The sequence below is a fragment of the Metabacillus endolithicus genome, assembly GCF_023078335.1.
Lineage (GTDB): Bacteria > Bacillota > Bacilli > Bacillales > Bacillaceae > Metabacillus > Metabacillus endolithicus.
Map to the genome: position 1 here is coordinate 4,544,250 of NZ_CP095550.1, position 15,327 is coordinate 4,559,576.

The 15,327-nt window shown below is 35.1% G+C and carries 13 protein-coding genes and 2 pseudogenes; all 15 read left to right on the top strand.

The window, feature by feature from the left end:
• Positions 1 to 160 precede the first annotated feature (160 nt).
• The 15 genes and pseudogenes from MVE64_RS23055 to sigE all read left to right on the top strand — a co-directional run bounded on the left by MVE64_RS23055 (position 161) and on the right by sigE (position 15,302).
• Positions 161 to 1,627, top strand: coding sequence for a UDP-N-acetylmuramoyl-L-alanyl-D-glutamate--2,6-diaminopimelate ligase (locus tag MVE64_RS23055; RefSeq protein WP_247341539.1), 1,467 nt, complete (start codon positions 161 to 163; stop codon positions 1,625 to 1,627).
• A gap of 171 nt (positions 1,628 to 1,798) precedes the next feature.
• Positions 1,799 to 2,774 (top strand): annotated as a pseudogene (mraY, locus tag MVE64_RS23060) (phospho-N-acetylmuramoyl-pentapeptide-transferase).
• Positions 2,775 to 4,130: a UDP-N-acetylmuramoyl-L-alanine--D-glutamate ligase gene (murD, locus tag MVE64_RS23065; RefSeq protein ID WP_247341542.1), complete on the top strand. Its 1,356-nt coding sequence runs from the start codon at positions 2,775 to 2,777 to the stop codon at positions 4,128 to 4,130.
• Positions 4,131 to 4,159: 29 nt separating this feature from the next.
• On the top strand, positions 4,160 to 5,302 hold the full coding sequence (gene spoVE / locus MVE64_RS23070) for a stage V sporulation protein E (protein ID WP_373995112.1): 1,143 nt from the start codon (positions 4,160 to 4,162) through the stop codon (positions 5,300 to 5,302).
• A gap of 238 nt (positions 5,303 to 5,540) precedes the next feature.
• Positions 5,541 to 6,631, top strand: a pseudogene (gene murG, locus MVE64_RS23075) (undecaprenyldiphospho-muramoylpentapeptide beta-N-acetylglucosaminyltransferase).
• A gap of 33 nt (positions 6,632 to 6,664) precedes the next feature.
• The gene (gene murB, locus MVE64_RS23080) at positions 6,665 to 7,573 is read left to right on the top strand and encodes a UDP-N-acetylmuramate dehydrogenase (RefSeq protein ID WP_247341544.1); all 909 of its coding nucleotides are present in this window, start codon (positions 6,665 to 6,667) and stop codon (positions 7,571 to 7,573) included.
• A gap of 231 nt (positions 7,574 to 7,804) precedes the next feature.
• A complete protein-coding gene (locus MVE64_RS23085) occupies positions 7,805 to 8,596 on the top strand; it encodes a cell division protein FtsQ/DivIB (RefSeq protein ID WP_247341546.1) in 792 nt (263 codons plus the stop codon).
• A complete protein-coding gene (locus tag MVE64_RS23090; protein WP_247347219.1) occupies positions 8,586 to 9,332 on the top strand; it encodes a DUF881 domain-containing protein in 747 nt (248 codons plus the stop codon). The genes MVE64_RS23085 and MVE64_RS23090 overlap by 11 nt, the downstream gene beginning before the upstream one ends.
• A 9-nt stretch (positions 9,333 to 9,341) precedes the next feature.
• Positions 9,342 to 10,073 carry a DUF881 domain-containing protein gene (locus MVE64_RS23095; protein ID WP_345740715.1) on the top strand — a complete coding sequence of 244 codons (732 nt, stop codon included), beginning with the start codon at positions 9,342 to 9,344 and terminating at the stop codon, positions 10,071 to 10,073.
• A gap of 1 nt (position 10,074) precedes the next feature.
• Entirely contained in the window at positions 10,075 to 10,440 is a 366-nt protein-coding gene (locus MVE64_RS23100) for a small basic family protein (RefSeq protein WP_247341548.1), read from the top strand.
• A 162-nt stretch (positions 10,441 to 10,602) separates the two neighbouring features.
• Complete coding sequence (gene ftsA / locus MVE64_RS23105) at positions 10,603 to 11,886, top strand: cell division protein FtsA (RefSeq protein ID WP_231309452.1); 1,284 nt, start codon at positions 10,603 to 10,605, stop codon at positions 11,884 to 11,886.
• 44 nt (positions 11,887 to 11,930) lie between these two features.
• Entirely contained in the window at positions 11,931 to 13,076 is a 1,146-nt protein-coding gene (gene ftsZ / locus MVE64_RS23110; protein WP_247341550.1) for a cell division protein FtsZ, read from the top strand.
• 351 nt (positions 13,077 to 13,427) lie between these two features.
• Entirely contained in the window at positions 13,428 to 14,024 is a 597-nt protein-coding gene (locus tag MVE64_RS27590) for a sigma-E processing peptidase SpoIIGA (protein WP_281730411.1), read from the top strand.
• On the top strand, positions 14,021 to 14,362 hold the full coding sequence (locus tag MVE64_RS27595; RefSeq protein WP_281730412.1) for a sigma-E processing peptidase SpoIIGA: 342 nt from the start codon (positions 14,021 to 14,023) through the stop codon (positions 14,360 to 14,362). The genes MVE64_RS27590 and MVE64_RS27595 overlap by 4 nt, the downstream gene beginning before the upstream one ends.
• Before the next feature lie 220 nt (positions 14,363 to 14,582).
• Complete coding sequence (gene sigE / locus MVE64_RS23120) at positions 14,583 to 15,302, top strand: RNA polymerase sporulation sigma factor SigE (protein WP_098796209.1); 720 nt, start codon at positions 14,583 to 14,585, stop codon at positions 15,300 to 15,302.
• The last annotated feature ends 25 nt before the right edge of the window (positions 15,303 to 15,327 follow it).

Below are 15,327 nucleotides of genomic sequence, written 5' to 3' on the forward strand. Positions count from 1 at the left end.
AATAACATTTATGTTTTTCGTAAAATTGAAAGGAATGATGGCTCTTTTCTTTTAAGTAAGATAAAATAGTACGGAGAAATATTTTACCAATTATATTTTGACTGTTGGTTTATTTCTTTTATTGTAAAAGGAAAACCCTGTAATGAAAGTAGGAATAAAAATGAAATTAAATGATTTACTAACATTTTTACATGATGACTCACTTCTATCTTTAAAGAACCCTACCATCTCATCTTTAGAAATGGATTCTAGAGAAGTTAAGCCCGGTAGTTTATTTATATGTATAAAGGGTTACACGGTTGACGGTCATGATTTTGCACAAAAGGCTGTAGATCAGGGTGCAGTAGCTATACTCGCTGAAAGAAACTTAGACTTAGATGTTCCTGTTATTGTTGTAAAAGATACTAAAAGATCAATGGCTGTATTAGCTGATATTTTTTATGGACAGCCAACTCATTCCATGCACCTGATAGGTGTTACTGGTACTAATGGAAAAACAACAACAACACATATTATTGAGAAAATTTTCAATGAAGCAAAAAAGCAAACAGGTCTTATTGGGACAATGTACATAAAAATTGGTGATGAACAAAAAGAAGTTAAAAACACAACTCCTGAAAGTCTAACATTGCAAAAGACATTTGCCGAAATGAAGGAACAAAATGTTTCACACGCTATTATGGAGGTGTCATCACATGCCCTTCATCTTGGAAGAATTCATGGATGTGATTTCAATGTTGCTGTGTTTACGAACTTAACACAAGATCATTTAGACTACCATAAAACAATGGAAGCATATAAGTATGCTAAAGGACTATTGTTTGCTCAACTTGGTAATAAGTTTGATCATAATGATCTAAAGATTGCTGTTTTAAATGAAGATGAAGAGGCATCTGAAGAATTTAAACGAATGACATCCGCAAAAATCTTAACCTATGGTATCGATCGTCCGGCAGATATTAAAGCAGAAAACATAAAAATGACATCTAAAGGTACAATGTTTCAACTCGTAACACCTGTTGGTACACGCAATGTTACAATTCAAATGGTTGGAAAGTTCAGTGTGTATAACGTGTTAGCTGCTGTTTCTGCTTCACTTGCTTCGTCTGTTGATTTAGATACGATTGTTACAGCTATTGAATCGATGGAGGGGGTACGAGGACGTTTTGAATTAGTTGATGGTGGGCAGGATTATACCGTTATTGTTGATTACGCACATACACCTGATAGCCTAGAAAATGTTCTTAAAACTGTTAAACAATTTGCAGAGGGGCGCATCTTTTGTATTGTAGGATGTGGGGGAGACAGGGATAAAACAAAAAGACCTTTAATGGCTAAAATCGCGGTAACATATAGTGATGAACCCGTTTTTACATCTGATAACCCAAGAAGTGAAGATCCGCAAGTCATTCTTCAGGAGATGGAAGAAGGTGTAGCGGGTAACCAGTACACATCTATTATCAGTAGAGAAGAAGCTATATCCTATGCTGTTAAAAAAGCTCAAAAAGGTGATGTAATTCTAATTGCAGGAAAAGGCCACGAAACATATCAGATAATAGGTAATAAAGTTTTTGATTTTGATGATAAGGAAATCGCATTAAATGCAATAAATACATTAAATTTGTAGTGAATGACCAAGACCTTTCATAAGAATAGGTACAAAGGAAGAAAGAGAAGTTGATAAGATGAAGAAAAACAGTTTAGAAGAACATATTCAGAAAAATACCTCATATGATAATCTCGTAAAAGATACGCTTGTATATTCTAATGACTTAGTATTCTGTGGGGAGGTGTGTGCATGTTAGAGCAAGTAATTTTATTTACAATCGTTATGGGATTCTTAATCAGTGTATTACTTTCCCCAATCATTATTCCGTTTTTAAGAAGGCTGAAGTTTGGTCAAAGTATTAGAGAAGAAGGACCTAAATCTCATCAAAAAAAATCGGGTACCCCAACAATGGGTGGTGTAATGATCATTATTTCGATCATTATTACAACAATTGTTATGACAGGGAAATTTTCGCAACTTAGTGTTGAGATGTATTTATTGTTGTTTGTAACATTCGGATACGGTTTGTTAGGGTTTTTGGATGATTTTATCAAGGTTGTTATGAAACGAAATCTTGGTTTAACTTCAAGACAAAAACTTCTTGGGCAAGTGATTATTGCTATTATATTTTACCTTGTCTTCACACAGTATGGCTTTTCAACAGAAATAGGGATACCTGGAACAACTTTTTCTTTAGACCTTGGTTAAAATTTATATTATCCTCGTTGTATTTATGTTAGTGGGAGGATCTAATGCAGTAAACTTAACAGATGGTTTAGATGGATTGTTATCAGGTACTGCTGCTATCGCTTTTGGGGCATTTGCTGTTTTGGCTTGGAATCAATCGCAATACGATGTTGCCATTTTTTCGGTAGCTGTTGTTGGAGCTGTCCTCGGGTTTTTAGTGTTTAATGCACATCCTGCAAAAGTATTTATGGGAGACACAGGTTCACTAGCACTTGGAGGTGCCATTGTAACAATAGCGATTTTAACAAAGCTTGAAATTTTATTAGTTTTAATTGGCGGAGTTTTCGTCATTGAGACTTTATCAGTTATTATTCAAGTTATTTCTTTTAAAACAACTGGGAAGAGAGTATTTAAGATGAGTCCTCTTCATCATCACTATGAATTAGTAGGGTGGTCAGAGTGGAGAGTTGTTGTTACATTTTGGACGATTGGCTTAATTTTTGCAGTACTTGGAATTTATATTGAGGTGTGGTTGTAATTGAAAAACATTAATGATTACTTACATAAAAATGTATTGGTAATAGGATTGGCAAAAAGCGGCTTAGCGGCCGCTAAATTGTTACACAAGCTGGGTGCAACAGTTACTGTAAATGATTTAAAGGCGACTGATGAAGACCCCGTTGTAAAAGAATTAAAAAACAATGGAATTGATGTTGTTGGTGGCGGACACCCTCTTTCTTTACTAGATGATTTTTCAATCGATATTATTGTGAAAAACCCAGGGATTCCCTACTCTAATCCTCTTTTAGTTCTTGCCAAGGAAAAGAATATTCCTATCATCACGGAAGTTGAACTTGCTTATAAGATTTCAGAGGCAGACATTATCGCAATAACCGGTTCAAACGGTAAAACAACAACAACAACCCTTATCTTTGAAATGTTAAAAGAGGATGGAAAACAACCTTTAATTGCAGGTAATATTGGTACAGTAGCTTGTGAAGTTGCTCAAAAAGCCACAAAAGAAAATGTTATAGTTATGGAATTATCGTCGTTTCAACTTCTTGGAACAATTGATTTTAAACCATCCATTGCCATGATATTAAATATTTTTGATGCCCATTTAGATTATCATGGTACCAAAGAAGAATACGTTTATGCTAAAGGAAAGATCTATGAAAACCAAACTGAGGAAGATGTGTCGATTGTAAACTTAAATGATAAAGAAGTTTGTGAATGCTCTGAAAGATCAAAGGCACAAAAATTATTTTTCTCAACTACAGAAGTTATAGATAATGGAGTTTACCTCTTAGATGAATCAATTTTTTATAAAGGTGAGAAGATTGTTTCCTTAAAAGATATCGTACTGCCGGGAGAACATAATTTAGAAAATATTCTGGCTGCTATTGCTGCTGTCAAGCTAAGAGGAGTTTCTAACGAATCTATTTACAAGGTTTTAACGACTTTTAACGGTGTTAAACATAGGTTGCAATATGTAGATACTCTTCGGGGGCGTCGTTTTTATAACGATTCAAAAGCAACAAATATATTAGCAACAAGTAAAGCGCTTAGTGCATTTAAAACACCTACCATCTTATTGGCAGGAGGCCTTGATAGAGGTAATGAATTCGATGAATTAAAACCATTTTTACATCATGTAAAGGCTATGATTTTATTTGGGGAAACTGCACCTAAGCTTGAAAGAATTGCCAGAGAAAGTGGAATAGAACAAATTAAACGTGTCGATAATGTAGAAAAAGCAGTATTGACGGCGTTTAATGTTTCCGAAAAAGAAGATGTAATCTTATTGTCTCCAGCATGCGCAAGTTGGGATCAATATAAAACTTTTGAGGAAAGAGGAGACATTTTTATTCAAGCCGTGCATAAGCTTAACTAAGGGCTTGTACGAATAATTAATTGCAGTCTATGCTACAGCCCTTAATAAATTTGATACAGGGGTGTTCGGCGTTGACAGCAAAAAGGTCTACACCAGATTTTATATTGGTTATTCTAACATTACTTCTTTTAACAATTGGACTAATCATGGTATATAGTGCAAGTGCAGTTTGGGCAACATATAAGTTTGATGATTCCTTCTTTTTTGCGAAGCGCCAATTGTTATTTGCAGGTGTTGGTGTTATAGCCATGTTTTTTATTATGAACGTTGACTATTGGACATGGCGGACATGGTCAAAAATGTTAATTATCATTTGTTTTTTTCTTTTAATTGCAGTATTAATACCTGGCATAGGGATGGAGCGTAATGGTTCTCGAAGTTGGATTGGTGTTGGTGCATTTTCGATCCAGCCATCAGAGTTTATGAAATTGGCGATGATTGCTTTCTTAGCAAAGTTTCTATCTGAAAATCAAAAGAAAATTACCTCGTTTAAAAAAGGATTAGTCCCTTCTCTTGGACTCGTTTTCACTGCATTTGGGATCATTATGCTTCAACCTGACTTAGGAACAGGGACAGTTATGGTAGGGACATGTATCGTGATGATATTTGTTTCGGGAGCTAGAGTGGTGCATTTTGCTTGGCTGGGTCTTTTAGGTGTTGCGGGATTTGTTGCTCTTGTTCTTTCAGCACCATACAGAATTAAAAGGATTACATCATTTTTAGATCCATGGGAAGATCCACTAGGCAGTGGGTTCCAAATCATTCAATCTTTGTATGCGATTGGCCCTGGAGGTCTCTTTGGTCAGGGGTTAGGACAAAGCAGGCAGAAATTCTTTTATTTACCTGAGCCACAAACTGACTTCATTTTTGCCATTTTAGCTGAAGAGCTTGGTTTTATTGGTGGGTCATTAGTTATATTATTGTTTGGTTTACTTTTATGGAGAGGGGTACGAATTGCGTTAGGAGCCCCTGATTTATATGGTAGCTTCTTGGCTATTGGAATTATTACAATGGTAGCTATTCAGGTTATGATTAACATTGGTGTTGTAACTGGGCTAATGCCTGTAACAGGTATTACTCTTCCATTCTTAAGTTATGGAGGATCTTCCCTTACATTAATGTTAATGGCGATGGGTGTCTTACTAAATGTGAGCAGATACTCAAAGTATTAGGTCCATTAAAAGGCTAATTTTAGTTTCATTATAGGTTGTTTATCATATAAAATAGTAAGTATCGAGGCTGACGTTGGTAAGTGACAGACTAGGGGTTTTAACCTCTAAGCAGTCCTTAAAAGGTCAGCCTTCATAGTTTTACATATGTGTTTCTATACAACTACTAGTTTACTTGTAACCTAGTAGTTGAGAGTACGTACATATTATAATAAGAATCCATTCAAATGGGGGAACAAGTATGAAAGTAGTTGTAAGTGGTGGCGGAACTGGTGGTCATATCTATCCAGCACTCGCTTTAATAAATGAAATTAAGAAGCATCATTCAGATGTAGAATTTCTATATATCGGAACAGAAAATGGACTTGAGCAAAATATTGTAAACAGAGCTAACATACCATTTAAATCTGTGGAAATATCCGGATTTAAAAGAAAGATCTCCTTTGAAAATGTGAAAACTGTTACAAGATTTCTTAAAGCAGTTTCTGTTAGTAAAAAATATTTAAAAGAGTTTAATGCAGATGTTGTTATTGGAACAGGAGGATATGTTTGTGGACCTGTTGTTTATGCGGCGGCTAAAATGAAGATTCCAACAGTTATTCATGAACAAAATAGTTTACCTGGCATAACAAATAAGTTTTTGTCTCGATATGTTAACAAAGTTGCCATCTGTTTTGAAGAAGCAAGAAAACATTTTCCTGCGAATAAAGTTGTATTAACCGGTAATCCACGTGCTTCAGAGGTGCTGGGTCAAGATGCCGATAAAGGGAGACATTCAGTCGGTTTGATTAAAGACAAAAAGACAGTGCTGATTTTCGGGGAAGCAGGGGAGCTAAAGCTATTAATGATGCTGTTTTAGAAATGATTCCATCTCTTGCTGAAAAGCCATATCAAATTGTTTACGTCACCGGTGAAGTACATTATGAAAAAGTAATGAATGAAGTAAAAAAAGGAAACAGTTCTGAGAACGTGATAATAAAACCATTTATACACAATATGCCGGAAGTATTAGCGGCAGTGGACTTGATTGTATCGAGAGCCGGAGCTACCTCACTTGCAGAAATTACAGCTTTGGGGTTGCCTAGCATACTCATTCCAAGTCCTTATGTAACGGCTAATCATCAAGAAGTAAACGCAAGATCATTAAGTGATCATCATGCAGCAATTACGCTAAAAGAGCAAGAATTAAATGGTGATAAATTACTCACGGAAATTGATGGAGTTTTACTTAATGAAATTAAACTGAAAGAAATGAAGCAAGCATCAAAGAAACTAGGTATTCCTGATGCTGCGTTAAGACTTTATTCAGTCCTAAAAGAACTTTCTAAGTAACAACAGAGATAAACTGACCTGAGGAGGTAAATTATGACTACGTTATATGAAGCATTAACAACTGCAGAAATTGGGAAAGTTCTTGTAGATGAACCTTTAGCAAAACATACAACAATAAGAATAGGTGGTCCTGCAGATATTCTATTGGAACCTAAAGACAGTGAAAGCCTAAGTAAGGCGATAAAAATAATAAAAGAATATGGAGCTAAATGGACAGTGATAGGAAGGGGCTCTAATCTTCTTGTTTCTGATAAAGGAATAGATGGGGTCGTTATTAAGCTTGGAACTGGAATTGATCATTTTGAGTTAGATGAAGATGTATTAACGGTTGGCGGAGGATATTCTATTGTAAAGCTTGCAACACTCATTAGTAGGAAGGGTTTATCAGGTTTGGAATTTGCCAGTGGTATTCCTGGTTCAATAGGTGGAGCTGTTTATATGAATGCAGGGGCACATGGGTCAGACATGTCAAAAATTCTTATGAAAGCTCTAGTATTATTTGAAGATGGAACGATGGAATGGCTGACAAATGAAGAAATGGAGTTTTCTTATCGAACTTCAATTCTTCAGACGAAAAGACCAGGTATTTGTATAGAAGCAGTTCTGCAACTTAAAAAGGGTGAAAAAGAAGAAATTGTTGCGATCATGCAAAAGAATAAAGATTACAGAAGAGAAACACAACCTTGGAATTATCCTTGCGCAGGGAGTATCTTCAGAAACCCACTTCCTAATTATGCAGGTCAATTAGTTGAAGCAGCAACTCTAAAAGGATATCAAATCGGTGGTGCTAAAGTTTCAGAAATGCATGGTAATTTTATTGTTAATGCCGGAGGAGCAACTGCTCAGGATGTATTGGATTTAATAAATTATATTAAAGAAACGATTCTTGAGAAGTATGATGTGACAATGGAAACTGAAGTTGAAATAATAGGTCGGAAATAGTCACATTACTCCCCATTATTTCCTTTTATTGTGTTATAATGTCTTTATAAAAATTGCTGAACAATTTTAGTTTATTCTTAAACGGCATTTTTAAATGCCGTTTCAGTGTGTAAGTGGGGAAAATCTTTTATAAATAGGATTCATTTCATTACTTTACATACTGTGATGATTTGCTATAACATTGTGCAAGAAATCTACCTAGAGGGAACTACTAGGGTGGGGTGAAAACGATTGGAGAAAAAGGTTGTTTCGTTAGAAGATCGCATACCAAAACTACAGCAGCAGCGAAAACAGAAGACTAATCGAAGACTTATTTCATTCCTTTCAATCTTTTTTCTATTAATTTTACTTGTTATTTATTTTCAGTCTCCCTTAAGTAAAGTCTCAAGTATAACAGTAAAAGGAAATGTACATGTTGAGTCGGAAAAGATCATTGAAATGAGTAAAATTACAACTTCTAATGGGTTTTGGAATATCAATACAACAAAGACTAGTCAGTTGATTGAGGAGCATTTACAAATAAAACAAGCCACTGTGGAAAAAAAGTTTCCTAACCATATTGTCTTGCAGGTTGATGAGTATGACAGTATTGCTTATCTAGAAGAGAATGGTGTATATAAGCCGATTCTTGAAAATGGACAAGTTCTGAAGGACCGTACTGTGAAAGTACCGGCAGATGCACCGGTACTGATAAACTGGAATCAGGAGAAAGATGTTAATGAGATGATAAATGAGTTGAAAAAATTATCTCCCAGTATCTTAAACTCAATTTCAGAAATTCATCATGCTCCTAATAAAACAGATCCTTGGTTAGTTCATCTTTATATGAATGATGGTTATGAAGTAATGGCATCTGTTCGTACATTTTCAAAGAAAATGAATACTTACACTAAAATAGTAAGTCAGCTGGACGAGAACAGTAAAGGAATCATTCATCTGGAAGTAGGCTCTTATTTTGAATCTTATACACCAATAGAGTCAAAGGAAGAGGGGGATGAAGCTCAAGATGAAACTGAGGGGTAGTTATGTGATTTTTTCTCTCATTCTCTTAGTTGCAGGTTTTCTGTTTTCATATTCTTATCAGCTGACAAGGGAAAGTAATCGAAACCAAGAGATAACTACCGAACAATGGGATAAAGAATATGAAATTAGATCACAACTTATTTCAAAAGAAGAAATAAACCGAGATCTCCAAAAAGAACTTTTCAAAAAACAAGAAGAAGTGAAAGAAATTGAAGAATCTCTAAAGGATCAAAAACAGGTGTATTACAATCTTGTAGAAGATGTTGAAAAGTATCGCATGTATGTTGGTGATATAGCAGTTCAAGGTAAAGGGATACAAGTAACATTAGAAGATTCCTCTTACGTCCCTGAAGGAGAAAATGTAAACAATTATATCGTGCATGAGAGTCATTTGTTTAGTGTTATTAATGAACTTTATATCTCGGGAGCAGATGCTATCTCAATTAACGGTCAAAGGTTATCAAGTCATTCGTATATATATTGCAATGGACCAGTTGTGACAGTTGATGGAAATCAGTTCCCTGCACCTTTTGTGATATCAGCGATTGGGGACCCAAATGTTTTATTACCTGCATTGAATATTACTGGTGGAATTGTAGATCAGCTTTCCTATGATAATGTTGTGGTAACTTTAGAAAAACTAGAAAATATTAAGATGGAGCCACTTCTACAAGAAAAAAAGCTTCGTCATAGGAAAGTAATACGATGTTTCACTAACGGATTATTGTTTAGATAGGTGGTTGGTGTGAAACAAAAAAGTTGGATAAAGGGTCTTAGTTTTGCTTTGCTAACAATGATCTTTGGTTTAATGCTTGGAATTCAGTTTCAAACAATTAAAGAACCAGTGGAAAGAGATACGCGTGATATGTGGCAGCTTAGGGAAGATTTAAAAAAAGAGCAACAACTTCAAGCGGAGCTTCTTAATGAGATACGAAAATATGATGAAATTATTGAGTCTTATAAGAAGCAAGAAAATTCGAATCCAGAAACAGCCTTGAAAGAGACCTTGGCAGTTTTAAAGGAAGAAGTTGGTTTAACCGAGATTTCTGGAGAGGGCATAACGATTACAATTGATCGATTGTTTTCAGAAGAATTACTTGGAGTAGAAATACAAAATATTTCACCAGAGCTTTTAAAACGGTTAATTAATGAACTCAATTCTTATGGAGCAAAAGAGATCTCAATAGAAGGCAGAAGGGTTATTAATTCGACTGTCATAAGAGATATCAATGGTCAAACTAAGATGGATAATTTTAGCTTAAACAGTTTTCCTATAAAGATAAACGTCATTTCAGATAATGTGGAAAAGCTTTATAACAGAATGAATGCTTCGAATACTGATGAAGATTTTGCTATAGATAATCTTAAGTTAACGATATCAGACCCAATTGAACAGTTAACGATTCCTCCTTATGAAGATCCAATTCGAGTTCGGAATATGAAACCTGTAGAATCATCAGATAAAGGGGGAGGATAATATGTGGCTGCCAATTTTAGGACTGATTCTCGGTGTCTTTTTAGGTCTAGTATCGGAGTTGCGTATTCCCCCTGAGTATTCCAATTATTTATCAATTGCAATTTTAGCAGCACTTGATACACTGTTAGGAGGAATTCGTGCACATCTTCAGGATATCTATGATGAAATGGTGTTCGTTTCTGGATTTTTCTTTAACATCATTTTAGCTGCAAGTTTAGCTTTTCTAGGTGTCCATCTTGGTGTAGACTTGTATTTAGTTGCAATGTTTGCCTTTGGAGTAAGGCTATTTCAAAATATAGCAGTAATAAGAAGGATTCTTATTACGAAATGGTCTAATTCTAGGGAAAAAGTGAAAAAAATTGAATAATAAAAAGGAAAAATTAAGTATTTGACGAATAAACACTAGTAAAGCAGAAATCAAGCAAATATTTAAATAATATTTTTGTTACAAACCTGTAAAACTAGATTCATTGTCATGTTGTTCTGCAAAGAATAGAATAGAAAGTGATAGATGGGGAGGTGCCTTAGAATGAACAGCAATGAACTATTTGTAAGTCTTGACATCGGTACATCCAGTGTTAAAGTAATTATTGGTGAAATGACGAATGATGCTTTAAACATTATTGGTGTAGGTAATGTAAAATCAGAAGGATTAAGAAAAGGGTCTATAGTTGATATAGACGAAACAGTTCATTCTATAAAAAAAGCGGTTGAGCAGGCCGAGAGAATGGTTGGAATCTCCTTAACGAGAGTGGTAGTAGGTGTTACAGGAAATCATGTACAATTACAGGATTGCCACGGAGTTGTAGCTGTTTCGAGTGAGAATAGAGAAATATCAAATGAAGATGTAAGACGAGTTATTGAAGCTGCTCAAGTTATCTCAATTCCACCTGAACGAGAAATAATCGATGTTATTCCAAGACAATTTATTGTAGATGGACTAGATGAAATCAATGATCCAAGAGGAATGCTTGGGGTTCGTTTGGAAATGGAAGGTACCATTATTACTGGATCTAAAACGATCTTACATAATTTATTGCGTTGTGTAGAGCGTGCAGGCCTTGAAATAACTGATATCTGTTTACAACCTCTAGCTGCAGGATCTGTTGCATTATCAAAAGATGAGAAAAACCTGGGTGTTGCACTAGTTGAAATCGGTGGGGGATCCACTACAATTGCAGTGTTTGAACAAAATCACCTGATTGCATCGACTGTCTTGCCTGTCGGTGGTGAGCACATTACGAAAGATTTGTCTATAGGTCTTCGTACAACTACCGATGAAGCGGAACGTATAAAGCTAAAATATGGACATGCCTTTTATGATCATGCTTCAGAGGATGAAATTTTTGAAGCAGCAGTTATTGGATCAGATCAGAAAAGAACTTTTAACCAATTAGAAGTTGCGGACATTATCGAAGCTCGTTTAGAAGAGTTATATGAGCTTATCTTACATGAGCTAAGAAGATTAGGGATTGGAGAATTACCTGGCGGCTTTGTTCTAACCGGGGGTACAGTTAGAATGCCCGGAGTACTTGAATTAGGACAAGTTGTTCTTCAGAATAGTGTAAGAATTGCAAGTCCGGATTATATTGGTGTCAGAGAACCTCAATATATGACGGGTGTAGGCTTGATTCAATTTGCATATAAGAATGCGAAAATTCAAGGTAGAAAAATAGGTTCAAACGTTACTGTTGATGCTGTAGAAGTAGCAGCAACAAAGGAACCGCAACAGCAGCGTACAAAACCTCAGCAACAACAAGAAGATAAAAAGGTAAATAAAGTGAAGAAATTTTTTGGCTACTTCTTTGAATAGTTTACATCTATTAGAAGTCATTTGATGGATTAGGAGGATTTTGCATGTTGGAGTTTGATACGAATATTGACGGCTTGGCTACCATCAAAGTAATTGGAGTTGGTGGCGGTGGTAATAACGCTGTTAATCGAATGATAGAGCACGGTGTACAAGGTGTAGAATTTATTGCAGTTAACACGGATGCACAAGCATTAAACTTATCTAAAGCAGAAGTGAAGATGCAGATTGGATCGAAGCTTACAAGAGGACTAGGTGCTGGTGCTAACCCTGAAGTAGGGAAAAAAGCTGCTGAAGAAAGCAGAGAGCAAATTGAAGAAGCTTTAAGAGGAGCTGACATGGTATTCGTTACAGCTGGAATGGGCGGCGGAACTGGAACTGGAGCAGCACCTGTTATTGCACAAATTGCTAAAGATTTAGGTGCTCTTACAGTCGGTGTTGTTACTAGACCGTTTACATTTGAAGGACGTAAACGTCAAATGCAAGCAGCTGGCGGTATTTCTTCAATGAAAGAGTCAGTGGATACACTTATTGTGATTCCAAATGACCGTTTACTTGAAATTGTTGATAAAAATACACCTATGCTTGAAGCGTTTAGAGAAGCAGATAATGTTCTTCGTCAAGGGGTTCAAGGTATTTCTGACTTAATCGCTACCCCAGGTTTAATAAACCTTGACTTTGCAGATGTAAAAACGATTATGTCAAATAGAGGATCTGCTTTAATGGGAATTGGTGTAGCCACTGGAGAAAATCGTGCTGCAGAAGCTGCTAAGAAAGCTATTTCCAGTCCACTATTAGAAAAATCAATTGACGGTGCTCAGGGTGTTCTTATGAACATTACTGGTGGAATGAATTTAAGTTTATATGAGGTACAAGAGGCAGCTGATATTGTAGCTACTGCTTCTGATCAAGATGTAAACATGATTTTTGGTTCTGTTATTAATGAAAACCTAAAGGATGAAATAATTGTTACAGTTATTGCTACTGGTTTTACAGAACAAGAAATTAGTCCTTTAAAACAACCGAATACTCGTCAATTTAATAACGGTAATACGTTAACAAAAGTTCCACCAAAACGTGAGAGTTATCGAGAGGAACCGGTACAAGAAGCACCAACTCGTACTAATACACAACAACCTGAAGAAACGCTTGATATTCCGACCTTCTTACGTAACCGTAATAAACGTAGATAAACCAAAAAGAGTGCTAAATGAAAATTAGCACTCTTTTTTATTTTGAATTATAAAAGATGTACTAGAAACCTAGAACTAGTCAATTAAGTTTGATTTTCCTCATATTTTTTTTCAAGTATCTCTTTTTCTACTAATTGTTTTGCGAACCTAGACTATGACTCTTATAATTTAGTCGACAAAAATTCTAATAATCTTTCAAAAATTCTTACGTTCTATCGGCACTAAATGACAGACTTCCTATTTCTTAGGATTTATACTTAATGCAACAGGTCCAAAAGCTTTGAATTGTAATATAAGACAGAGTCAGAGTACAAAGGACTATTATTAAAACAGAAGGGAAAGGAGTAACAGATGTCTATTTATTTAGACGTTATTTGGCTCTTAAACTTTTCCTTTGATTTGTTTCTACTTGTTTTAACAGCCATTGCATTGAAAAGGAAAATAATGAAAATAAGAATTCTTCTTGCGGCACTATTAGGCTCAAGTATCGTGATTATGATGTTTAGCCCTTTAGCATTTATCTCTACACATCCTCTTGGAAAAATGAGTATCTCTATTTTAATGGTCTTGTTGGCATTTGGCTTTAAACGATTTCGCTATTTTTTTCATGGCCTTTTCACCTTTTATTTTGTCACTTTTCTAGTAGGTGGTGGAATGATCGGTGTTCATTATTTTTTACAGGCAGAAATCTCTTATTTAGACGGAATCTTAATGACTAATTCAACTGGCTTTGGACACCCAATCAGCTGGTTATTTGTACTTATTGGATTTCCAGTTTTATGGATGTTTGCAAGGAATAGTTTAGAAGGCTTTGAAGCAAAAAAAATTCATTACGAACAATTGGTGACTGTTAAGATAAAGGTAGATTCAACTCAAATGACCTTAAAGGAAATTTGGTTGATAGTGGAAATCAACTGTTTGATCCGATTACTCGTAGTCCTGTTATGATTTTAGATACTCAGAAAGTTAAGGACTATATTCCTGAACAACTCGTTCACCATGCGCTGCAAGATGATGTGATGAAGGCAATGACTGACGATCAACAAGAAGGTCACGAATGGGAGCATCGGGTTCGGATTATACCTTATCGTGTGGTAGGAAAAGAGAATCAGTTTTTATTAGGATTTAAGCCAGATGAAGTGTGGATAGAAACAAATAGTGAAAAAATCAAGGTACAAAAGACAATTGTTGGGTTAAATCGAACTGCTCTGTCTTCAGAGGATGAATATCAATGTATCGTTCATCCGAAAATGCTTCAAGGCCCATCAATCCAAAATGTTTCGTAAAATTACCTACTTCTATCTTACTCCGGTTCCATTTATTTATTACGCCAGGTATAAGATTTTTTATACTATCAGAACGTAAAAGGTTTAATGGTTGATAGTATAGAAAAATATGGCTCACGTCATTAGGATTTGGCAATAAGCCAATTTGTTAAAATAATGAATTTAAGGAAGAGATCAGGGGAGAAAAACGCAACTGTCATATTTTAGAAGGGGGAGGAAAATGAAAAAATTAAAGTTACAGCTAACATACTTATGGTATAAGTTATTAATTAAACTAGGGATTAAATCTGATGAGGTATACTACATTGGTGGAAGTGAAGCATTACCACCACCTCTTTCTAAAGATGAAGAAGAAGTTTTGCTACAAAAACTACCTTCAGGTGATCAAGCCGCTCGATCAATTTTAATTGAACGAAATTTACGATTGGTTGTTTATATTGCACGTAAATTTGAAAATACAGGAATTAATATAGAAGATTTAATCAGTATTGGTACGATTGGCTTGATTAAGGCAGTTAATACATTTAACCCGGAAAAGAAAATAAAATTAGCTACATATGCTTCAAGATGTATAGAAAATGAAATACTCATGTATTTACGAAGAAATAACAAATTACGCTCAGAGGTTTCTTTTGATGAACCCTTAAATATTGATTGGGATGGTAATGAGTTATTATTATCAGATGTTTTAGGTACAGAAGATGACATTATTACAAAGGATCTTGAAGCAAATGTAGACAGAAAATTACTTTTAAAGGCACTACATCAATTAAATGATCGAGAAAAACAAATTATGGAATTAAGATTTGGATTGCTTGGTGGTGAAGAAAAGACTCAAAAGGATGTGGCAGATATGTTAGGCATATCTCAATCCTATATCTCCAGGCTTGAGAAGCGTATTATTAAAAGGCTGCAAAAAGAATTTAATAAAATGGTCTAAAAAAAAATTTCTCGGTAAAAAGTCC